The 22,818-nt window shown below is 50.2% G+C and carries 21 protein-coding genes; 11 read left to right on the top strand and 10 right to left on the bottom strand.

Features of this window, described 5'->3' with window-relative positions:
* The first annotated feature begins 13 nt into the window (after nucleotides 1-13).
* Both KK062_RS22325 and KK062_RS22320 read left to right on the top strand, forming a co-directional pair.
* Nucleotides 14-478, top strand: a complete 465-nt coding sequence (locus tag KK062_RS22325) for a hypothetical protein (RefSeq protein WP_254086578.1) — start codon at nucleotides 14-16, stop codon at nucleotides 476-478.
* Between the two features lie 91 nt (nucleotides 479-569).
* A complete protein-coding gene (locus KK062_RS22320) occupies nucleotides 570-1,430 on the top strand; it encodes an energy transducer TonB (RefSeq protein WP_254086577.1) in 861 nt (286 codons plus the stop codon).
* A 450-nt stretch (nucleotides 1,431-1,880) separates the two neighbouring features.
* Here KK062_RS22320 and KK062_RS22315 read toward each other — a convergent pair whose 3' ends face one another.
* Nucleotides 1,881-4,751, bottom strand: coding sequence for a M1 family aminopeptidase (locus KK062_RS22315; protein WP_254086576.1), 2,871 nt, complete (start codon nucleotides 4,749-4,751; stop codon nucleotides 1,881-1,883).
* Between the two features lie 72 nt (nucleotides 4,752-4,823).
* A complete protein-coding gene (locus KK062_RS22310) occupies nucleotides 4,824-5,966 on the bottom strand; it encodes a helix-turn-helix domain-containing protein (RefSeq protein ID WP_254086575.1) in 1,143 nt (380 codons plus the stop codon).
* Nucleotides 5,967-6,281: 315 nt separating this feature from the next.
* Between KK062_RS22310 and KK062_RS22305 the strand changes: the two genes are divergently transcribed.
* A complete protein-coding gene (locus KK062_RS22305) occupies nucleotides 6,282-6,806 on the top strand; it encodes a pyridoxamine 5'-phosphate oxidase family protein (protein ID WP_254086574.1) in 525 nt (174 codons plus the stop codon).
* Nucleotides 6,807-6,891: 85 nt separating this feature from the next.
* Here KK062_RS22305 and KK062_RS22300 read toward each other — a convergent pair whose 3' ends face one another.
* From KK062_RS22300 to KK062_RS22280, 5 genes are all read right to left on the bottom strand, one after another.
* On the bottom strand, nucleotides 6,892-7,086 hold the full coding sequence (locus tag KK062_RS22300) for a hypothetical protein (RefSeq protein WP_254086573.1): 195 nt from the start codon (nucleotides 7,084-7,086) through the stop codon (nucleotides 6,892-6,894).
* Nucleotides 7,062-7,694: an NAD(P)-dependent oxidoreductase gene (locus KK062_RS22295; protein ID WP_254086572.1), complete on the bottom strand. Its 633-nt coding sequence runs from the start codon at nucleotides 7,692-7,694 to the stop codon at nucleotides 7,062-7,064. Before KK062_RS22295 ends, KK062_RS22300 begins: the two co-directional genes overlap by 25 nt.
* Nucleotides 7,691-8,485 carry an inositol monophosphatase family protein gene (locus tag KK062_RS22290; protein ID WP_254086571.1) on the bottom strand — a complete coding sequence of 265 codons (795 nt, stop codon included), beginning with the start codon at nucleotides 8,483-8,485 and terminating at the stop codon, nucleotides 7,691-7,693. The genes KK062_RS22295 and KK062_RS22290 overlap by 4 nt, the downstream gene beginning before the upstream one ends.
* Before the next feature lie 105 nt (nucleotides 8,486-8,590).
* Nucleotides 8,591-9,448 carry an AraC family transcriptional regulator gene (locus KK062_RS30980; protein ID WP_254086570.1) on the bottom strand — a complete coding sequence of 286 codons (858 nt, stop codon included), beginning with the start codon at nucleotides 9,446-9,448 and terminating at the stop codon, nucleotides 8,591-8,593.
* A gap of 3 nt (nucleotides 9,449-9,451) precedes the next feature.
* On the bottom strand, nucleotides 9,452-9,604 hold the full coding sequence (locus KK062_RS22280; RefSeq protein ID WP_254086569.1) for a hypothetical protein: 153 nt from the start codon (nucleotides 9,602-9,604) through the stop codon (nucleotides 9,452-9,454).
* Between the two features lie 79 nt (nucleotides 9,605-9,683).
* On the opposite strand from KK062_RS22280, the gene KK062_RS22275 reads away from it, so the two are divergent.
* From KK062_RS22275 to KK062_RS22250, 6 genes are all read left to right on the top strand, one after another.
* Nucleotides 9,684-12,518 carry a glycosyl hydrolase family 28-related protein gene (locus KK062_RS22275; RefSeq protein WP_254086568.1) on the top strand — a complete coding sequence of 945 codons (2,835 nt, stop codon included), beginning with the start codon at nucleotides 9,684-9,686 and terminating at the stop codon, nucleotides 12,516-12,518.
* Nucleotides 12,519-12,544: 26 nt separating this feature from the next.
* A complete protein-coding gene (locus KK062_RS22270; RefSeq protein WP_254086567.1) occupies nucleotides 12,545-13,492 on the top strand; it encodes a polyphosphate kinase 2 family protein in 948 nt (315 codons plus the stop codon).
* A gap of 446 nt (nucleotides 13,493-13,938) precedes the next feature.
* Entirely contained in the window at nucleotides 13,939-14,718 is a 780-nt protein-coding gene (locus tag KK062_RS22265; RefSeq protein WP_254086566.1) for a hypothetical protein, read from the top strand.
* Nucleotides 14,719-14,889: 171 nt separating this feature from the next.
* On the top strand, nucleotides 14,890-15,858 hold the full coding sequence (locus KK062_RS22260; protein ID WP_254086565.1) for a hypothetical protein: 969 nt from the start codon (nucleotides 14,890-14,892) through the stop codon (nucleotides 15,856-15,858).
* Between the two features lie 56 nt (nucleotides 15,859-15,914).
* A complete protein-coding gene (locus KK062_RS22255) occupies nucleotides 15,915-17,282 on the top strand; it encodes a T9SS type A sorting domain-containing protein (protein WP_254086564.1) in 1,368 nt (455 codons plus the stop codon).
* A gap of 11 nt (nucleotides 17,283-17,293) precedes the next feature.
* Nucleotides 17,294-18,652, top strand: a complete 1,359-nt coding sequence (locus KK062_RS22250; protein ID WP_254086563.1) for a DUF8696 domain-containing protein — start codon at nucleotides 17,294-17,296, stop codon at nucleotides 18,650-18,652.
* Nucleotides 18,653-18,745: 93 nt separating this feature from the next.
* Here KK062_RS22250 and KK062_RS22245 read toward each other — a convergent pair whose 3' ends face one another.
* A complete protein-coding gene (locus KK062_RS22245; protein ID WP_254086562.1) occupies nucleotides 18,746-19,264 on the bottom strand; it encodes a GNAT family N-acetyltransferase in 519 nt (172 codons plus the stop codon).
* Between the two features lie 129 nt (nucleotides 19,265-19,393).
* Nucleotides 19,394-19,744, bottom strand: coding sequence for an OstA-like protein (locus KK062_RS22240; protein WP_254086561.1), 351 nt, complete (start codon nucleotides 19,742-19,744; stop codon nucleotides 19,394-19,396).
* A gap of 125 nt (nucleotides 19,745-19,869) precedes the next feature.
* Here KK062_RS22240 and KK062_RS22235 point away from each other — a divergent pair, with 125 nt between their 5' ends.
* Nucleotides 19,870-20,892, top strand: coding sequence for an LLM class flavin-dependent oxidoreductase (locus KK062_RS22235; RefSeq protein ID WP_254086560.1), 1,023 nt, complete (start codon nucleotides 19,870-19,872; stop codon nucleotides 20,890-20,892).
* Nucleotides 20,893-20,972: 80 nt separating this feature from the next.
* Here the strand turns inward: KK062_RS22235 and KK062_RS22230 are convergent, their stop codons facing one another.
* Nucleotides 20,973-21,770, bottom strand: coding sequence for an alpha/beta fold hydrolase (locus KK062_RS22230; protein WP_254086559.1), 798 nt, complete (start codon nucleotides 21,768-21,770; stop codon nucleotides 20,973-20,975).
* 372 nt (nucleotides 21,771-22,142) lie between these two features.
* On the opposite strand from KK062_RS22230, the gene KK062_RS22225 reads away from it, so the two are divergent.
* Nucleotides 22,143-22,766: an RNA polymerase sigma factor gene (locus tag KK062_RS22225; protein WP_254086558.1), complete on the top strand. Its 624-nt coding sequence runs from the start codon at nucleotides 22,143-22,145 to the stop codon at nucleotides 22,764-22,766.
* The last annotated feature ends 52 nt before the right edge of the window (nucleotides 22,767-22,818 follow it).

Here is a 22,818-nt window from a genome sequence, read left to right as displayed (position 1 = left end):
AAACGCCACGATCATGAAAATTCACTGTACAAATACGAAGACATTCGAACTTGTTGACGGTTCAGAAACATTGGGGCAGATTCATTATGATAGCTTATTCTCCTATAAGGCCGATGCCCGAGCAGGTAACAATCATTATACTATTACTCCGAAAGGAATATTTAGCACTACTATTGCTGTGGCCCAGCATGGAACCGAGGTTGCCACGATGCAAATGAACTGGAAAGGACAAATCATACTTTGTTTCACAGACGGAAAGAAATATCTATTAAAACCTGCCGGGACTTTTTTGAGCAAGTATGCCCTTGAAGACCCCGGTAAACAGCCGATCCTATTATTGGATCCTGATTTTAACTGGTCGAAATTCAATTACAACTATACCGTTTCATACGAAACCAAACCGCAAGACATACTATTGGTTTTGCTGGCTACCTACGCTGCTACCTATTATATTTCTTCCATGGCAGGAACGATGTAAACGGCTTACGTATGTTGGTTCATTTATGTGATCGTCTCATTCGTTGACTATGGGTGGGTTTCTTTATCTTTGCTGCCAAGTTTCGCTTATCATGAAAAGATATTTATTCACGCTGGCTTTCGCATTGGCCATACTCTCCGTTTACGCGCAATCGAATGACGAAAAAATCGCGCACTTCGATAAAGACTGGAACAAACTTCCGGATACCACGGGCGCCGTATACTACCGGACAGTGAAAAGGGTCGCGAAAAAGTACATCGTTCGCGACCATTATAAGTCTGGAAAGCTCCAGATGAATGCTGAATGCCGGGCCTATAAACCCGAACTCCGCTACGATGGCGCTGTGACGCACTTTTACGAACGTGGCGACGTGCAGTATCAGGCCACCTATGACGATGGCAAGCTGACTGGAACGTTCGTTTCCTATTATGAAAATGGACAGGTGAAAGAAAAGCGAGAACATGCCGGCGACAAAACCCGCTACCTTCACTATTTTACAGATACCGGCCATGACATGCTTACACAAGGAACCGGCCTCGTCACCGACGTCAACAACGCGGGCGATACCTGCTATTCACGTATCAACGACCATGAACTGAAATACGAATATAGCGTCCGGAGAGCGCTGGGTGACACCCTTTTTTCGGTGGCGGAAACGCAAGCCGAATTTCCGAATGGCCTGCCGGCGCTTATGAAGTTCCTGCAAAACAACGTATCGTACCCCAAGAGCGCGCGCTGGCGTGGTGTGGAAGGGATAGTCCACGTAGCGTTTGTTGTAGGCAAAGACGGCAATCTGTCGGAGTTCAAGGTCACCAAGCGCGTTCACCCTGACCTGGACCGCGAGGCGCTTCGCGTCGTCATGATGTACCCACGCTGGGCGCCCGGGCGCACGAACGGCAAGCCAGTAAAAAGCCACTTTACCCAGCCGATCAGTTTTCGTTTGGCGAAATAGAACTTCGGCCAATTCCGATGTCACAATAAAATGAATGGCTGGAACGGATGTAAGCTCGCTTCACAAGAATTGGCCATTACTTTCGTTTTATCCATAAACTGTGATTCCATGGCCAAACTGGTACTATTTACTGTAGTGATACTACTATCGAGTGCTTGCAGAGATCGAACGTGTGCCTATCCACTATTGCTGCTTTGGATTCGGTAAGCATAGATTCCGTCAATAACCACCTCGGAGCTATCCTGGATTTTCAGATCGTCGATAGTACTATTTTACTATTGACGGATAGCGGAAAACTATTCAGTTTACCAACAGGTGACTTTCAGACTGCTCCCAGAATCTGGTCCGATAGCGTGACTGCATTCACGGTCGATGCAGCCGGAGATGTCTATGTATCGAGAGAAAAAGGATCTGTATACAAAGTAATGGTTCGAGTCTTTGTTACCATACTCATTCGACCTCAACATCGATGTAAAAATTATCGGTATCCACATCAAACTCTTCCAACGACATTCCCTTCAACACCAGGGTTTGCGACTGCGTGGTGGGGTATATAAAGCCCATCTTTTCGGGAGCGGTGGTTACCCGGACGGGCATCCGGAAGCTCTTTACGTCGGCTTGCCAGGCGTACGTTACTGCCAGGTGCTTCCCCTTCTGCTTCAATGCCACCGTGAGCCTGGGCAGGTTGGTGTAGCGCAGGTACTGATCGAACAAGTAGGTATAGTCGGTGCGGGTGCGGGCGTTAACGAAGGCCACAAGGTCGTTGGTGGTGAGGGTCTGGTAGCGAAAGCGCTGCTGGATGTCGCGCAGCAGGTTTACCCACAGGGTATCGTTGTTCAGTACGCTTCGGAAGGTATGCAGCAGCAGGCTGCCTTTGCTGTACATATCGCCGATGTCGTAGTGGATGTGGTTTACGTTGTATACGCCCAGCACGGGCTCGCGGCCCGCGACGGCGTTCACCTGGTCGTCCAGCGCTTCCTGCAGGTGGTCTTTGCCAAACCAGTCTTCGATAATCATAATCTCGGCGTAGGTGGCGAAGCCTTCGTGGATCCACATATCGGCAATGTCTTTCGATGTCAGGGCATTGCCCCACCATTCGTGCGCGGACTCGTGCCAGATCGCCGACATGTTGTCGGTCGCGTTCTGCGCGGTAAGCTTGCCGATACATACACCGCTCTGATGCTCCATGGGATACAGGCTCTCCAGCAACGTAAAGCCGTCGCGTTTGAAGGGATACTTGCCGAAGCTCTTCTCAAAGGTCTTGAGCATGGGCTTGACTTGTTGGAAGACGCGCCGGGCGCGCGCCAGGTGATAGGGCATGACGTAATAGTCCAGCGTAAGGGTATCGTCCGATATATACCTGTCGCGGTAATGGGTGTAGTGGCCGACGTTGAACGTTACGTTGTAGTTATTGATGGGGTAGCTGACGTACCATTCGTAGCGCAGGCGGTTGCCGGGCAGCGGTGTGGTTCGCTGCAGCCTGCCGTTGGAGATTTCGGTATATTGGTCCGGCACGGTAATCCAGATTTTCATACTGTCGGGCTCGTCGGACTGGTGGTCTTTGTTGGGCCACCACAGGCTGGCGCCGGAGCCCTGGCACACTACCTGCGCCCAGAGATTGCCCAGCGAGTCCTGATCCCACAACACCCCACCATCCATGGGAATGTTCCAGTTCGGTGCTTTCGGAATACCATTGTAATATATCTTTACTTCGGCTTCTGTTCCGACGGGAATCGGTTCGGGGTAGTCGATGAATACGGCATTGAATTCGCGGCTGTACGGCAAGGCCTGACGGCGGTATACGATGCTATCGATAACCATGTTGGCATACAGGTCTACCTGCATGCGGCGGATGGGTTGCTGCGCGCGGAACCGCATGAGGCTAGTGCCTTGCACGGCGTGTTTGTCCAGGTCGAGTGCTACGTCGAGGTGGTAGAAGGTGACATCGTAGTTGGTGCGCAACGGTGTGAGCTTGCCCCGGAGTGTATCGGCACGGGTAAAGCCATGCTGCCGGTTGGATGCGGCATGCCCGTTTACGGTGGCGGCGGTGTCTGGCGCCGGCAGCGGCAGGGAAGGTTGCACCGTGGGGGCGGTGGTTTCGGTTTTCAATACGTTATAGTCTTCCCAAAAGGCTTCGTCGTATTCCGACGAGATCATGGTATGCATCGGCGCCTGGTTCTTCGCGATGTCGTCGGCGGTGATCGGCTGGACGCTGTCGGTGCGGAGGTCGGTCATGACCAGGTCCATGTCGGTACGCCACACGCGATCTTTCCAGTTTCGCTTCTTACTGTCGACCAGAATCTCCCAATGCCGCGTGACCTGGTTTAGATACCATTTGTCGTTTTGGTTGGTATAGGACACCGTGTATTGAAATGTGTGGTATTTGGTACCGACGTGCACCACGGCGGCCATGATAGCATACAGGAGGCCTTTGTCCTTGCGGCTTACCATGCGGAGGCCTGCTTCGGACAATTCAAAATTATACTTTACAATGGCCAGCGATGCGTCATCCAGGAAGATACGCATTCGCAGGTAGCCCTTGCGTGCTTTGCGGCGCGGGATTACATCCAGGACCAGCAAATCACGGTCGCCTTCGCGGATGGTTTCGGTATGGATATAGTCGTAATAGCGGTAGTTCTGCGGGTTAAGGGGACTGTTGGCGGACCGGCAATATTTCACCATATCTTCGGAAAGGCTGCCGCGCGCGCCGTTCGATGCGCCGCTCATCATGTAATACAGCTGCGCTTCGCGGCCATAGTCTATTTTCTTTTTACGGCCTTTCACCAGGCGGATCTGTTCGTTCAAATCCTTGCCGGCACGGAAGGGTCTGTAGATGTCCAGCACGGCTTCTGCCTGCGAGAGCTCGACGTCGCCGAGCCAGACGTTCTCGCGATAGAAGGCAGTATACTGTACGGCGGTGGTGTCGTAATTCCGGGGAATCTTTTCGACGGCCTCTTTTAAAATCTCCAGTCCGGTACGTGCCGTTACGGTAACACCGGTCAGCATCACCACGGCGGGCTCCAGCGCAATGACCAGATGGTTGTCCACCGCCTGCAGCGGCTGCCGGTACGCGCGATAGCCGACACACGACACCACGAGCGTATCGGCCACAGCCGTGGCGCGATACTTAAACACAAACTCGCCGCGCGTGTTGGTGGCGGTGCCGGTGGTGCCGGCACGGAGGTATATACTGGCAAAGGGAATGCCCTGACCGGTTTGCGCATCGGTTACGTGACCGGTAAGGCTTAAAAATCGATCTTGTGCCGGGGCGTCATTCGCCGCCATGGCCAGCATGCACATCAGTAGAAATTTTGGGAACATCTTTGTTTTCTTTGATCCGAAACAACGGTAAAACAGGTTTCAAATCTTCTCAAAACCGGATTTGAGCAGTAATTATCGGGGGATCGCCGTGTCGCTGGCGTTTTGCGTGTGTTCCAGCATATAGGCCCGGGGCGACAGGCCGGTAACATTTTTAAAGACACGCTGAAAAGTAGCCTGGGAATTGAAGCCCGAGTCGAGCGCCAGCGACGACAACGTGAACTGCCGGTTGGCAGGGTCCAGCATCCGCTCGCTGACTTCCCTGACACGATACATATTCACAAAATCGGCAAAGCCCATGTTGCGGTGTTGATTTAATACAGCCGAGATGGTCTTGACGGGAATGCCGGTGCTGGCCGATACCCTGGACAGGCTCAGCGCCGGGTCGAGGTAATACTTCTCCACTTCCATGGCCTCGCGCAGCCTTGCAAAATGGCGGGCATGGGCATCGTCCGCGGTGGGCTGTATTGCCTGCTGCTTACCGGGCAGCACTTTCACCTGGTGATACCCGTGTAGCACGATCCAGTAGCTGAACAATACCAGTCCGAGTTCAAGGGGATAATAGAGCGCATCCGGCGGCGACGCGACGACATAAAAGGAAGCAACGGTGACCGTCCAGCTGACGCCCAGTACGCACGAACATACCAGCAACGTAGTAATCCACCGTAGTAACGGCTTCTGCTTTGCGCGTACTTTCGGTTGAAGGTCCGTCGTGTACCGATGGAACCGCACCCCTGTGGCCGCGAGGTAAACCACGAACACGGCGACACTCAGCGGCTCGCTGTATGTCCAAATAATCGTAGCCAGTTGGCCGGGCGACACCGGTGCAGTGATATAGTGATTCACCACGAGTACGTGGTAGCCGATGTAAAGCATGCGTGTACCGAACTGAAAAATTACCAGGCTGTAATGCCATGCTATAACGCCGGGCGATACTTTCCTTTCCCGGTCCAGCAGCGCGCCTATGTACAAATAGAGGCTGGGGCCCATGGCAAAGATTACGATATACGCGCAGACGTTAAAAAACCGGTAGTAGTTTTCGAGGCCGGAGCTCCAGTTAAAGGTTTCAAAACCGTTGTAGGCAAACACGAAGACAAATGCGGCGAGGTACTTTGCGCCCGGATGCTGCCGTTGAAAGAGCAGCACGATACAGAACACGAGGGCATTGAACGCCCCGATGAGAATCAGGATGTTGATCCAGTGAAAGGTGAGGTTCATAGGCTACGGTTGGTAAGAACCGACGCCGGATACAACCAGAAATTGTGCCACGACTGTTAACACGAGGTCACCGTTGGCGAAAAAAATGGACACTTCTGCCGTTCACTTCACGCTCATACCCCGGGTAGAAACCTTACGTCGCAGAAGGATATGTTATCGGCCACCGACAATGTCTAACAATAACAACTATACGAGGGGCTTTTCATTCATCTTGTTAAACAAAACAGTGCAGTCCGGCCACTGACAGCGCGCGGTGTTTCACCGCATGTTCCTCGGTATGATTTTAAAAGCACAGTAAGCAAAAACACATCCGCCATGACAAATAATGCATCTGAAATTAAGGACCTTACCGGCCAGGCGGCCATTGATAGATTTAAAGAGATCGTAAAGCACGAGGACACATGTCTGTTCAGCACGAACCTGGGCACTGTGCCGGTGACGACGCGGCCGATGGGCGTGCAGAAAGTTTGTGACCAGGGAAACTTCTGGTTCATGAGTCCGGCGGATAGCGACAAGAACCGGGAGATCGAAGCCGATCCGCGCGTGCAGCTCTTTATCAGTAATACCAAGAATTATGAATTCCTGTCGGTATATGGACATGCGACCATCTCACGCGATCAGGCGAAGATCGATGAATTCTTTAGCGGCATTCACAAAGCGTGGTTTCCCGAAGGAAAAGACGATCCGCGGATTACGATTATCAAAGTGACGCCGGAACAGGGCTTTTATTGGGACACAAAAGACGGGAAGCTGGTATCGATTTTAAAGATCGCAGCCTCTGCTATAACCGGCAAGACATTACAAGAAGGAGTGGAAGGAAACATCTCCGTAGGCCGATAACATTCACGACAGACCAACATTCCTCCGCCACAGGTGGAGATCTAGCCCGTCCTGCAAAAGCACTGAAACCAGTGCTTTTGTTTTTTTATACCCGAAGACTATTATTCTGAAACGTCTCCGTCACCAGCTGGGTGTCCATATATTCTTTCAGCTCGCGTAGCTTGCCCGCCCCGACGAACGTACGCGACCATGGTCCCGATCCCGTCCACATCCATTGCATGTCGTCGGCCATGGCCTCCAGGAAGGGCGTATCGTCTACGCCCCGGTTATCGCCACGCACGTGCCAAGATGACGCTGGTTTTCAGCTTCGTCCAGCAGATAATACGCGACATTCGCACGACTGACCTTCGTCTGTTTCATATTGCCAGCCGGTTGCGTTGCTACAGCATAGTGTTGTTGGTTCAATGGGCCATTGGTTAACATGGTAGGTCGCACGATTTCCCAATTCATGTTGCTGGCAATGATCCGATTTTCCATTATTGTTTTGTCTGCGTATTGGTCCTTCAGGAACAAGCGGATAACGGTACGCAAAAATAAATTTAAGTATGGTTTACTAGCGCCCGAACCGAAACCCGTGATGATGATGACAGGTTGTTTATAGTCCAGCGCTTCCGTGGCTTCGATTAGCGCAGCAGCAATTTCTGAAAAAAGCGTAGTGCCTTTTTTCTTCTTCGTGCCCACGGTAACCAGCACGGCGTCTGTGTCTCTGATTGCCGAGATGAGGTCGGCGACATTTGTCGCGCTTCCTTTTACTTTCGTGAGACGGGAATGATTTGGAATGGCTTCGGTCTTTGTCGACAGTGCTGAAATATGATGCCCCAGGATTAGTCCCTGAATTACGGCCTCGAGTCCTATGCCCGCGGCCGCTCCTATAATGGCTATTTTCACAGGACGGACTTGTTAAAGATTTCTACTGCTGTTTTGGATCCGACCAGTAAACTATCGTCACCCCACGTCCACGGTTCGCCTTCGACGTTCAGGATCTGAGCACCGGCTTCTTTGGCAATCAACAGGCCTGCGAGCCAGTTGTGGGTATCCAGATCTGACTGATGAAACAGGTCGATGCGCCCTGCACCGATGTACGCCAACTGTAGTCCATGCGGACCATAGTTTCTTACGATGCCGAATCTCTCCAGCAACCTGACATAGGCTTTCGCGGATTTTCCTTGCCAGTCGACGTTCTGTTTTAACTGATGTCCGTACTCCGCCACCACGACCATATGGCGTGGATCTTGCCTTTCTCCGGCCTCCATTCTTTTACCATTCAGAAATGCACCCTTGCCGTGCATCGCCCAAAAGATTTCATCTGTCAGTGGATCATAGATGACAGCCAGGTGTGGCTGTCCGTTTTTTATCAATACAATATTGATCGTCCACCCCGCGATATGCTGTACATACTGAATGGCGCCATCCATGGTATCGCATAGCCAGTATTGATCGTGTTGCGCCGGTCGTTTCTGCGACTCCCCATCAAATTCATTGTCGTCGACCCACGGCGTGCCTGGGAAAACTCCAGCCAAATTTCTCTGCAGTATGTCCAGACATCGCACCTCCAGGGTGTGGACGGCGTCTATAAGCTCTTCGAATGTCTGGGGAATCTGCGTGCGTCGGAAATCGGTTAAAAATAAATTTCCTGTGACCTTCACGGCATCCAGCACCGTGTTAACATGTTGTTCCATTTGTATCATCCATATTTTGATGACGCAAAAATGGATGTTGTGGCACAGATGAGACTGGGCGAAACACGGTTATGATAGCATGGATCACGGAATGTTTATGGAGCGCTAGTCTCTGAATTGCCTCCGGAAATGCAACGGTGTAAGTCCTGTTGCTTTTCGAAAGAGCTTTCCGAAATGAGCCGAGTCCGGATAGCCCAGATCGAACGCTATTTCCCGCACTTCTTTGTCTGTGAAGTATAACAAGCGCTTCGCCTCAAAGATTATTTGCTCCTGAATGTGTGCTGATACGGATTTGCCCGTGATGTCTTTGATGGTGTCGTTTAAATGCGAGGTCGTTATGGAAAGCTTTGCGGCGTATGCCGCCGGGGACTTCATTGTTTTGAAATTGGCTTTCAGCGAGACCTGAAAGGATTGCCAAATAATGGATCCCCGCTTCTCCTGACGAGCGTTTTCCGGCGAGAGATAGGTGATTTCTCCGACGAGGAGCGTCAGAAAAGCATTGAACATAAAATGCACAGACTTGCCTTTGTAGATATCGGTGCCGGATGAATAGACATTACACATGAGCGCCAGCAGTTCTGTTATTTGCTTAAAAAACGCGTTGTGTTTTAGTGGTATGGTGAGCGGCACGCGTGTTTCGAGCAAGGTTGCCAGCTCGAGTGGCAACGTGGAAGGGTCGGCGGCGATTGCCCAGCCTTGCGCCGACTTCGCATCCATAAGTTGATGGACCTGGCCGGAGAGCAGTCGAAGGAAACCGGGCGCTTTTATTTGTATGGTTTCAAAATCGACCTGCATTGTCCATTGTCCTCTTGTTACGACAAGCAGATGGAAGTGATTGTCCCGATGTGGTTTGTGTATGTCAAGATCTTCCCATCGTGTGCTCTCGATCGACGCGATAATCACGCCTGATGTTGTCTGATCGGGAAACCGATGATTGGGGATGTTTACTTTTTTACGCGGCACGGATCAAAATTGTTCTTCAAGCGTTAAAAATCGCCTTTTTTGCCGGTCCTGCAAAAGCACAGAATCCGGTGCTTTTGTTTTTTTGTATTCTCCTGATCTTGTCAACGGCATCAATATGGGACAAGCGGCAATGGTGAAATACTCCCCTTCCTCCATTAAGTCCTTTTTAAGAGTTTATTAATACGCCGCCGGTACATTTAAAATGGCAATGAGATTTGAATAAAAAAATGTAACGATGAGTAGCGTAAATTTTAGCATTACAAAAACAGTTTCAGCATGCGATAAAATGGCTATGCTTGCCATGATGGCGATGTGTTTTGCAACCCTGGCGAATGCGCAGGTAGGGGCCAGCATAAAAACTGTTTATCCCACAAAAGATTGGGTCATCTCTGACTTTGTCGTAACGGATCCAACATTTGGCGCGAAAGCGGAACCCGGGTTTGACAACAGAGCGGCCTTCCAGGCTGCTATTGATGCCGCCTATACCAATGGCGGTGGCGTGGTGTATATTCCGGCGGGCCATTATGAGTTCCGCAGCACGCAGACTGCCACCCGGAACGTAAGGGTGCGTCAGGGCAGTGAGCAACGCATGAAAGACTTTCAGTATCAATTTGTACTGAATCTCCCGTCGGGTGTGCAGCTCCGCGGCGACTGGGCGGATCCTGAATTAAACAATGGGAAAGTTCTTGGAAGCATTCTGGAAGTGCGCGTTGGCAAAAACGCGCCCAATTATAACGGAACGGTTGAGAGCTGGTGGAACGACTCGCAGGCCGGCAACGCCCTTCGCACGACCTATACCAGCATAGCCGACAGATTTATAGATCTGAATTCGGGAACCGGTGTGACGAACTTATCCATTTGGTATCCTGAACAGGATATCAACGATGTAAAACCGTATCCATGGACATTATTTCAGCCAAACGGCGACTGTGCCACGATTGAGAACGTAACGCTGGTAAACGCCTACAACGGTTTCTACTCCGCTCCCAGCGAGCTTCATTATGTTTTAAACAGCTACATCACCGCTCTCAGTACAGGAATTGAAGTCCATGTATGCACCGACATCGGACGCATCGAAAATGTCAAAATAGCCCCGAAGTACTGGGCGCATTCAGGTCTTCCGGGTGCGCCCTCGCTGGAGAAGGTTGCCGCGTACACGGAAGCGAACGGCACGGGATTCAACATGCACCGATCCGATTGGGAATATGTATCGAATCTGTATGTATCCGATTATAAGACCGGCATGTGGGTGGGCCGGGAACCCGGCTACGACGATACGCCCAATGCGCAGTTTTACGAGATTCATATCAAAAACTGCGAGACCGGTATATATGTCCAGGCCGTCAATCCCTATGGCTTGCTTATTTCCAACTCCACATTCGGAGCGGAAAAGGATGGCAAGGCCGTGTATTTCGCGAACGATTTTAAAACCTCCGTCCAATTCAACGGTGTTGAGTTTACCGGACCGGTCGTGAGCGACGGCAGCGACGGCGTTATATCTTTTGAAGGCTGTACGTTTAGCCACTCCAGCGACTACGCGCTTAAAATAAACAATGGTAACGTATTGCTCACGCAGAGCGATTTTAAAAAACCTGCCGGTCATGTGTTTCTGGGAGCAGACGTGAACACGCTAAAATCGGTAAACTCCGGCTATAACAGCACATTGGAAATCAAAAATGACAGCAAGTCCGCCAACGTTGAGATCAATAATAACAAGAAATATTTGTTTGATCTGATCCCTAAACATGTAGCAACCGACAGTAAAGTACACCCGAGGCCGGCGTCCAACAAAGTATTGAAAGTCGATCTGCCGCGAGCAGCAGGTATTAACAACGAGCAACCGACAGAAGATGTATCGGCCGCATTACAGAAAGCACTGAACGACGTGAAGGCTGCCGGCGGCGGTACACTGTATTTGCCGGGCGGACGATATTTGGTGAACAATCCCATCAAAATTCCTTCGGGCGTTGAACTGCGGGGAACGTGGGATGTACAGCACCATACGCAAAGTGGCGGTGTGGGTATCTTTACAAGATATGCCGGTGGTGCCGCCGGTGAAAAAGGTCCTTCACTGATACAGCTGGCAGAGGGTGCGGGGATAAGAGGATTGACCTTCTCGCAGCTTAATATCGCCACGGATGGTTATAGCGCTGAGAATCCCAGAATGACGCCGTTCCTGATTCAGGGACAAGGTCCGGATGTGTATATTGTGAATGTGACTGTAGGCGGCGGAGACAAAGGTATAGACCTCGCTTCTTACAACACCAGCAGACACTATGTTGATTATTTTGCCGGCGTGCTTGCCCGGGCAGGCATTTGGGTAGGCGGCGGCGCCGAAGGTGGATTTATCCGGAATATGCAGCTCAATCCGCATTACGGATCACGACTTCCACAAGGTGGACAGGGATATCCGAAAATATCGTTGACCCGTTTTGTACAATCAAATTGCAGCGCGCTCAAATTCGCCGATATTAAAAACCAGACCATTTTCAACAATTTCGTTTACGGGTCATTTTACGGTATACATTTCCTGAAAGATGCCATAACCGGAAAGAATCCCGGGGAGATGACGATTGTCGGTCACGGTTCAGACGGATGCTCGTATTCTCTGTTTGTAGAAGACGCCGACAAAAAAACAAAATTAATCGCGATCAACTCCGAATTGGTGAATACACGAACAGCAGAGCCTGTCAGGTCATACGTGCTGATGGGAGGCGAAGCGAATACCCCTAAAGTTCACCCGAAGGCTCAACTTATCCTGTACAACAGCGCCTTTTGGGGGAGTCCTACCGTAGGGGCTATCATCAATAGCGGTACCGTGCGTTTTCAGCAGGCAAACTTCCAACGGTCTGGCGCTCCCGGCATTGACAACAGAGGCGGCGCGGCGCATGTATACTCTTCGTACTTCGCACAAAAAATGCCCGGCGAGGCTACCGGGGATAACGTGTATACGAAGCAACATGCGGCCGGCGTTTCAACAGAGCTGACCAATAACTATTATATCTCCGGACTTAGGGAAAGTAATGCGAAGCCGGGCAAGATTTATGGATCTGATATTGGAAACCAATAGAGTCGATAAAACAGGTATGATAGAAAATGATACATGACGCTGTCAACAATGGCGAACAATTTTCTGTATCTTTTGGTATGAAAGAACGTGAAGAAATCGTCTCTACAGAAGGCTTGCGTGTCAAGCAGGGTAAAGAGACCAGGTTAAAGGACTTTGACACCGGGTATACCGGCGACCTCACAAAAGAGCGGGGTATCGAGCTTCTCGATGCAAGCCGTAAAACACTTGCCGCCATCCAGGACAAGCTGTATGCGCACAACCGCTATAGCGTGTTGATTATCTTTCAGGCCATGGACGCCGCCGGAAAAGACGGTGCCGTGAAGCACATTATGTCGGGGTTCAATCCGCTTGGCGTGAAAGTGACGAGCTTCAAGACGCCCACACCCCATGAGCTGGAGCACGATTTCTTCTGGCGGCATTACCTCGCGCTGCCTGCGCGGGGAGAGATTGCCATACACAACCGTTCGCACTATGAAAATGTGCTAATAACCCGCGTACATCCCGAATATGTTCTCCAGGAAAATATTCCCGGCATCGGGAGTGTAGCTGATATTACCGACGACTTCTGGGAGGATCGCTTCAAGCAGATCAACCGCTTTGAAAAGAACCTGGTAAAGAACGGCACCGTGATCATCAAGTTCTTTCTGCACCTGTCAAAGAAGGAGCAGAAGAAACGGTTTCTCGAGCGCATCGATGACCCGTCCAAGAACTGGAAGTTTTCGACGGGTGATATCCAGGAGCGGGCTCACTGGAAGGAATACCAGGAGGCCTATGAGCAGGCCATTAACGCAACGTCACAAGACCACGCACCGTGGTTCATCATTCCGGCCGACGACAAGTGGTACGCCCGCCTCGCCATTGCGTCGGTAATCGCAGAAAAATTTGAAGCGCTCGACATCCGCTATCCGTCGATCAGTGAAGAGCAGAAAGCCGCGCTTCAAAAAGCCAGAACGCAGTTGACCGGAGAGGAGTAGTTACAGAAAATTGAGAAACATTTGATGACTTTCGTCATCGTGCGCAGTCCAGGGACAAACACGACACGCTGATGATCGTGCAATCGCACGTCATTGACGGCCAGTGGCAATACCGGCGCCGGCGGAGAATTCTGCCCCCTTCTTCCATTTGAAAGAAAAGTGATTATATTCTTCAACCTAGAGATTTTCAGGGGGTTAATCCCCGGACGCGCAGGCACCGCTTCAGCAACGCCGATGGTATAATCACGACGCTAACACATTACCAGTAGCCCGCCTGTTGCCATACTATTATGTATGTAACCTGTTCGTGATTTTATTCGTTTTCAATACAGATCATCGCTCAATCTATTATATTTGCTTTGCGTTGTCTACGATCCGGCTGCTGTATAGCTGAGATCCGTTGAATGTCACACCCAGTTTGCTTAATTTTAACTAATATATATTGTATGAAAAAGTATCTATTTTTGTTTGTCATGGGCCTGCCACTTTGCTCGTTTTCCCAAATTTTTAAACCTCAAGGAACTTCGATTACCGACAGCTGGAATACATATTCCACCGGTATTGGAACGCAACAACCGTACTGGAACGCCAAGCTTGATATTGTCGGCGATAACGCAGGTAACAAATATGCCTCTCAGCTGCACTTGCACACAACCGGCAACCCCTGGGGTATGTTTTTGGGTAGCTACGGAAATTCCATTGGCGTCCTTTCCGTTGGTAGCCACTATAGCGGCGGTGGAAATCACCAGGCAAAAGCGCCAACAAGCGCGGGTGTTATTTTCTATGAAGGCAAAACGCACTTCTTTGCCAATACAGGACTTACGGCGGATACCGATTTTGCCCCGGCCTATACGTTGACAATTGCTGCCAACGGCAACGTAGGTGTAGGTACATCTGTACCCGACACGAAACTTGCCGTGAAGGGTATAATCCACGCCCAGGAAGTGCGCGTAGATCTGAACGTGCCCGGACCCGACTATGTATTCGAGCCTGATTATAGCCTCATGCCGTTGACAGTATTGGAAAATTATCTGAAAGCCAACAAGCATCTGCCTGAAGTTCCTTCTGCTAAAACCATGGAACAGGATGGCGTTAAGCTGATGGAGATGAACATGATCCTTTTGAAAAAAGTTGAAGAGCTCACGTTATATATAATTGAGCTGGAAAAAGAAAACAAACGTCAGAACGATGCGATCAACAAGCTCGTGGACGATAGCGGCAAATAACAATCGATCATTATACATTTGACGGTTGCACGCGTCCTAGCCGCGGTTAGATCCTAAGACATTCGAATTTATTTCTATGATGGTGTCATATCACTGGCCAATAGCCGTGGTGGTGACGTCATGGGCTATGATTTAGTGTATTTATAATAATAACAATCAAATTCTTAAAGTATGAAAAAAGAAACTTTACTTATCGTTGCGATGATCGTCCTGAACTTCGCTGGTTTTGCACAAACGCTATATGTTCCGGGCGGCACCGGCGGTATAGCCACTACATCAACAACCAATGTCGGTATCGGTGTGGCGAGCCCCACGGAGAAGTTGTCTGTTCAAGGAAATGTGACTATACCGTTCAGTAACTGGTATGGCGTGAGTCCCTCGACTTCCAAATTTATCTACAAAGGAGCAAATGTTAGCGACTATGGTCTTGGATGGTTGTATGACTCCTGGAACACGTCACCCTCGGCCTACTGGTCCGCTTATGGCGGCATTAAAATTTTTACAGCGCAGCTGCCTCGCCTCGTTGTTTCTAACGGGGGGAACGTAGGTGTTGGATTGGAGGCGCCGACCCAGCGGCTGGATGTGAATGGAAACGTACAGGTTCCGATTGACAATTTATTTGGCTTTGGTCTTTCGGACAAGTTTACATACAATGGTAAGAACCCCGGAAACTACTCGCTTTCGTGGGTATTTGATAGCTGGAGCGGATCGCCTACGTCCTACCTTTCATCGTATGGTGGTTTGAAAATCTTTACTTCGGGACTGCCACGTTTGGCCGTGCATGAAAACGGAAACGTAGCGATCGGCACAACGGATTCAAAGGGTTATAAGCTCGCGGTAGCAGGTAAGATCGTTGCTGAGGAAGTTGTGGTGAAGTTGCAAGCCAACTGGCCGGACTACGTGTTTGATGCTAGCTACCAGGTACCGTCACTGTCGGATGTCGAAGCGTACATTCGCGTAAACCGTCACTTGCCGGGTATTCCCGCTGCCGCTGAAGTCCAGGAGAAGGGTATCCCTGTAGGTGACATGAGCGCCGCCTTGCTGAAGAAGGTAGAAGAACTCACGCTGTATATGATTGAAGCAAACAAAAAAATCGAGTCGCTTCAACGCCAGGTGGACAGCATTAACGAGCACAAGTAATGGGGCGCAATACCTTCCATACAGATACAGTGAGATCTTTGACGGTCTGTATCACGATGCTATTACTTGCCGTTTTGCCGGGATACGCGCAGAGCGGTAAGGTGGATGTTTGCCAGAATGAAGTAGCGGAATATAGCATATGGGTAGGCAACAGTTGCAAGGAGAAGGTGAACTGGTCTGTTGGCAGCGGGGTATTTCCCGATCACGGCAATGCTCAAAGCGCTACACCAACAATCGACGCGTCAGGTTATTCAAAGATAAATGTGAAATGGACCGGTACTGGCCCCGCGAGCGTGAGCATCAGCGGCTGTGCCACCGGTCAATTGATCGTCTACATCTATGACGTTTCTTTTTCCGTTACGGCGTCACCGACGACGATGCCGTTGGGCAGTGAGGTTACGCTAACCGCCCATCCGAACAACAACAATCCTATATTCACCTGGACAGAGACAATCTATGGCAGGCTCCAGTCGTCTTCCGGGCCCGTCGTCACCGCGAAACCGGTTGCCACGAGCACATACACGGCGACGGGTAGCATGATTATTCGTCTTGGATCAGGCGATATGCCATGCTCCAACACTAAGACGGTAACGGTCAACGTCCAGGTGCCGGTCATTACCGGTAATGAGATTTGCTGTACGTATTGTGTGCCTGCCGGGCAGCAGCCCAGCGCACTTTCGCAGGCGCCCGGCACCGCCCTGGGGGGTGGCAACGGAGAACCGCTTCGGTATCGTTGGGTACGGAGCGCTGACGGCGTAGCCTTTAGCGAGATCTCCAATGCTACGGGCGCTTCCTATGCACCGCCTGTGGGATCGGCAACGTATTGGTATCGCCGTGTTGTCAGCAATAACGGCGTGGGTGAAATTGCCAGTGACCCGGTAACCGTGGCCGTGGCCAACCCGAACACCACACTTCCGGCCACGAATTATCCTTTATCCACGCTGCGTGTAGCGCAACAAACGCTTACGATTCAGGGTAATCAAAGTACATCCGGCGGCGCCATGGTTGAGCTTCGGGGCGGAACGCAGGTACTGGTGAAACCCGGAACAGTATTGTACCCCAATGTGGCGGTCGTACCTTTCCTTGACTGCTTCGCCAGCAGCGCCCGCATGACGGCAGAAGAGGCTCCGGCCGACGTGTTGAATGCAGGAGAGGAAGGTGATGAACGCTTCATGATCTATCCGAATCCGGCTCAGCATAATACGGTCGTACAGTATGCGGTAAAAAGCAGCGGAAGTATACGTGTTATACTGCTGGATGCCGTCGGCACACCGGTAAAATTGTTTGTGGACGAGGCCAACGCCGAGCCGGGTCTGTATCAACACACGTTCGACGCCCGTGCGTTACGCCCCGGGTTGTATTTCTGTGTATTGGAAACACCGGAAGGGCGCGATGTTAAGCGAGTATCTATTAACGTTGATTAGTAAAAAAATCTATGAAAAAGAAATTAGTAAAAGCTGTCAGGTTTCCGTCAGGGCTTGCAGCATGGTGTGTCGCCGTCGCGCTGATGTTGGGCACGCAGGCAGGTCAGGCCCAGGACTTCCTGGATTGGAATATTAGCAATATATATCTGGACAACGGGAGACTTGAGTTTGAGGCTGGAAGCGGCAGAACGATTGAGTTCACACTGGAAATGCAGCGCTATAAGACCAGTAACGGTGAGTTTCCCCCCGTGAATCTTCAATTCAAATTAGCGCGGCTGGCTGGAATTAACCCTGTAACGATTCAGACCTTTAGCGTAACAACTTCCGACTTCGGTGGTGATGCGTTTTCGGAAAAAACGTATGCCACTACGTTGGTTGGATCGGGGGGTAATGCCGCAAACGAAGCGTACATCAGAACGGGCGATGAGCTTGTCCTTTTATTCTATTCTGCTATATACGACGAATGGATAGTACCTGGCAACCTCGATCCTTACGACATGGTGGTGCAATATCAGGAAATCAGCGGGAATTCTATCTGTTGCTCAAAATGCGTTGGTAAAGACCAGGAAGTTGGTCTATTAACCGCAGGCCGACTTTATGGAGGCGATGGCGATCTTAAAATCCAATGGCAAAAGAGCACGAATGGCGCCGACTTCACCGATATGTCGGTTATAAGAGAAGGTTTCGACCTGGCACACAACGCACAGTTCAACCCCGGCACGATATCACAGACTACCTGGTATCGCCGGCAGGTGGAGAGTTCCACACGCTCTGTACCTGTCGAGATAGACGTATCCTATAGCAATGTTATAAAGGTTGACTACGTGGATGCGCTGCAATCGCCAACCATTGGAACGAAGTCTTATTCTCAAAATACCGTGACCAATAGCTTTGGTACCATGACGATACAGGGTAATCAGACGCCGGCTGCGGGTATTCAGGTAGATTTCAGATCGGACGGGCAGATAAGGGTATTGCCCAATACGGTCCTCAAGCCAAACATTACGCTTGGTATCAGTGCGTTCTGCGGTAGTACATCCGGGAGAATGGCCTCTGTATCCAACGATGTGACGCTGCCTGCCAGCACAGAAGAGTCTTTGAATGACGTCCGTGCAGCGCAAGGCGGTGCGATCGGCGTTTATCCCAACCCTTCGCGCGGGATTATCCACCTCGAGTTGGGCAGCGCGGTATTTAGCGGCAAAGTAGTGGTGCTGGACAAGTTCTCGAACGCGGTACACACGGCCGACATTCCTTCGGGCGATAGCCACGTAACGCTGGACCTCTCTGCTTTGCCTGCCGATACGTATTATCTAAAGGTGACAGGAGCTTCGGCCTTTCAAAAGACCACGCGTATAATCCTCCAGCGATAGATGTTTTCCTGATCGGTTAAACAACAGCTATACAGGTAATGAGCCGCGGTACATTTGTGCCGCGGCTCTTTTGTTTATTTGGGACACGAGTAGTTACCGAAAATTGAGAAACATTTGATGACTCTCGTCATAGTGCGTTTTAGTGACATAGTATTTGTGATTTCCTATGATTACAAATCCCGCTTTCAGATAAAAATCAATGGCTCTGGTATTACCAGTCCAGGTATACAACCACATACCCGATTGGTTATCATCTCTTGCCAACTGGATGTTGAACTTTAAAAGCTCAAGACCTAATTTCAAACCATAAAATTCTTTAAGCAAATAAATCCGATCCAACTTTGCTACATTGTCCGCAGCAATCGTCGGATGTTTCGCATTTAAAACAATTTTAGAAAAGCCAGCCGGGGTATCGTTATAGCGAATGATGTAGTAAATATTATTTACATCATTAAGCTCTTCCTTAATCGCTTCGCCATTATAATTCCTTTCCAGAAACTCGTGCATGTCTTCTTCTGAAGAGCTACCCCTGTGAGATTCTACTACGGATATTTTACCAATGCTGGCGATTGAACTGTAATCTTGTACCGTTGCCTTTGTAATTAAAATCATTGCAAGTTCTCGTAAGTCGTATTACAAATCTCGCTAACAACGATTGGCCAACGCGGTGTGAATGTGACATTCATCGTGGCAGATTATGACAAGTCGCGTCGCGCAACTTACTTAAAAACTACCTGTCCATTAATTGTCTTCCGTTCGATGCTCACCGGATACCGGCTGGAGATCGGCTTGCCTGGTGTTGCCGTCATACTTCAATTGTCTTCCGGTCAATATATCGTCGGCTATCTGCATACGCACGTTTCCGAAAGCCTCCAAACTGTTGGCTTTTTTATTGAAATAGGCGGAGTCGCAATGAATGGTAGTATTGCCGTGCGTGAAGATGACATTGCCCATGAAGCGATCTATAGCGGTACCCTTGACGCTTTTGGTGGTATACTGGTCGGCTTGTTGGAGCTTTATTTTGGTTTGAGCCGAGCTGGTGGCCGGCACCAGCATTACAAACAGGATAATAGACAGTAATAGGGGTTTCATAAAGTTTGACAATTCGATGAAAACATATTTTAACGCAGGGAAGCAATTTGCGGGCCAGGTTGTGTCATGCTGCGATGATATAATCGCTATCTTTGTGAGGACTACATTATAATTGAAAGGGGCGTATGAAGAAAATTGGTTTTCTGTCGTTCGGGCATTGGTCCGATCATCCATCCTATAAAACTCAGACCGCGAGCGATACGTTGCTGCAGTCCATTGATCTGGCCATGGCGGCAGAGGAGATCGGGCTGGATGGTGCGTATTTTCGGGTGCATCATTTTGCCGCCCAGTTAGCATCACCTTTTCCGTTGCTTGCTGCTATCGGCGCCAAAACAACGAAGATAGAAATTGGAACAGGTGTGATTGACATGCGGTATGAAAATCCCCTTTATATGGTGGAAGATGCCGGAGCCGCTGATTTAATTTCGGGCGGGCGATTGCAACTGGGCATCAGCAGAGGTTCGCCGGAGCAGGTAATCGAGGGTTGGCGTTATTTTGGGTATGAACCCGCGGAAGGAGAAACGGACGCAGCCATGGGACGCAACAAAGCGTTGCAATTTTTGGATAAACTCAACGGCGTTGGATTTGCCCAGCCTAACCCATCCCCTATGTTTCCGAATCCACCGGGCTTATTACGGTTGGAGCCCCACGCCGCGGGATTGCGGGAACGCATCTGGTGGGGAGCGGCCTCTAACGCTACCGCTATTTGGGCAGCCGAAAAAGGAATGCACCTGCAAAGTTCTACCTTGAAATTTGACGAAAGCAGTAAGCCCTTTCACATACAACAAGCTGAGCAGATCAGGCTGTACAAAGAAGCCTGGAAAAAAGCGGGACATCCGCGTGAGCCCAGGGTGTCGGTAAGCCGGTCTATTTTTGCATTGATGACAGAGCAAGACCACTATCTCTTTGGACAGGGAACGAGCAGAGTCGATAAAATTGGTATGATCGAAAATGACAAACGCGCCATTTTTGGAAGAAGCTATGTGGGAGAACCGGATCAGCTCATCACCGAGTTGGCGCAGGACGAGGCCATCCAGGAAGCGGATACCCTGCTGTTGACAATACCCAATACGTTAGGCGTTGACTACAATGTACACCTGCTATCCTCTATTTTGAAGCATGTTGCACCAGGATTGGGGTGGCGTTGAATTAAGTATATAGTACGTGGACGTGTTCGGCATTTGGAAGACTCGCGCCAGCGTTTTAACCTGTCTGTTTGAGATGCCGACTACTTCTCTTCACTGTAGAACGCCTTGAGTATTGGCGCAAGCACTTTTTCGTCGACACTATGGTCCTCACCTTCAATGGTACGACGTTGCGCATGCGGGGCCGTTTTGGCGAGCTTGTCTGCTGTGGCGCGCATAAACGGCATGGACTCTGCACTGGCTCCGCCGTCCATCACCAGTATGGTTGCCTTTATTGTGCCTACGCGCCCGGCAGGTATTGATCGATCTTCACCCACAACTGCTACGTCGTAAGCAATTGTCGGCGCCAGCGCTTTCATATTCGACCACCCAGGCGATGCTTTCATGCCTATTACCGCTGCCTCGGGCACACCCACGAACTTCATATGATATTCTATGGCTTCGCCGCGGCGGTCTGCCGCCAGGAGTGAATCCAACGTAGCACGGTACGTTTTCCATTTTCCGGCCTCGCCTTCCGCTTCGTCGTACGGCGCTTCGTAGATTGCTGCCTTTTTTATTTTGTCGCCAAGAGCGGCTGTCGCTTCCAGCGCCAGGCACGCACCTGAGGAAATGCCATATATATAGGCTGAACCACCGGCCTCATCCAGGAGCGCATCGATGTCTTCGATCTCCCGCTGAACGGCGTATGGTTTGGTGTCGCCGCTATCGCCACGACCCCGCCGGTCATAATTGTATACTGTAAAATCAGGCGACAAGCGTTGGGCGAGCTTGTCATGGTCGGACCGGGAGGCCAACGCGCCAACCACTAAAATAACCGCAGGGCCCTTTCCCAATTTTTCATAAGCGATTTTTGTCCCGTCTTTTGAAGTTACTGTTTGCATATTGCCCTCCTTTTGATTCGAATTACATCGGCTACCCATATAGGCAACCATTGCTACGAGCATGATGATTGATTTTCTTTTCATACAGCCAGTATAGTTTCGCTGAGCAAATGATATCACTGAAACAATTTAACATTTTTTTTATTCAGGAGAACGATTCGCAGCCTCACCACAACAAAGGCCGCTCGAAACGAGGCGGTTCGTAGCGAGGAGCTGACGTGGATACCTTATTTGTAAGACTCCCATTCGCCGGCACAACGATCGTTCGACAGGGTCGCGAGGCGTGAATAAAGACGGCGATCCTGACAAATTTGTCGATTAAAATCGCTTAATTAGTAATCGTTTGCATAACACTATTACGGCCCTAAACCCATGAATTTTCTACCTCTCAAAGAAGAAGGAGTGCCTCCTGAAAGCTTCTTATTTAAGCAGGGCACTACTATAAGCGAAGGGGAGCAAGTTGTGTGGAATGCGTTGCGCGATGGAAATCGGAAGGCGCTGGATTACATCTTCGAAAAATATGTAAAGCTGCTGTATGCCTACGGCGGAAAAATCACGAAGGATCAAGGTGTTGTAGAAGATGCCATACAGGATCTATTTGTTGAACTCTGGCAAAAGCATGCGGTGCTGAGCGCCACGGACAACATCAAATTCTACCTGCTCAAATCACTGCGGCGAAGAATTACCCGAAGAATTGCGGTGGATCAACGTAAACTGGGCGACCACGTTTTACAAGAAGACTATTTCCGCGAAGTAGAATTTTCGATGGAATCCACCCTCATTCAGCAGCAGACCTCTATTGCGCAACAGGAACAGCTAACCCGCGGTATTGCTAAGCTCAGCGATCGCCAGCGTGAAGCGATCTACCTGAAGTTCTACGAAAAAATGAGCTATGAGCAACTGGCGGAAGTGCTCGACATCAGCCTGACGTCTACCTACAAACTTATCGGCAAAGCGGTGGATGCTTTGCGTAAATCTGTACGCATCATTTCTTAAAAAACTTTCCGGCTATCCCACCACACACCGACCAGCATTCCCGGCCAGTGTG

This window comes from Dawidia cretensis, from assembly GCF_018598175.1.
Taxonomy (GTDB): domain Bacteria; phylum Bacteroidota; class Bacteroidia; order Cytophagales; family Cyclobacteriaceae; genus Ohtaekwangia; species Ohtaekwangia cretensis.
This window is presented reverse-complemented; position numbering and strand designations above follow the sequence as displayed.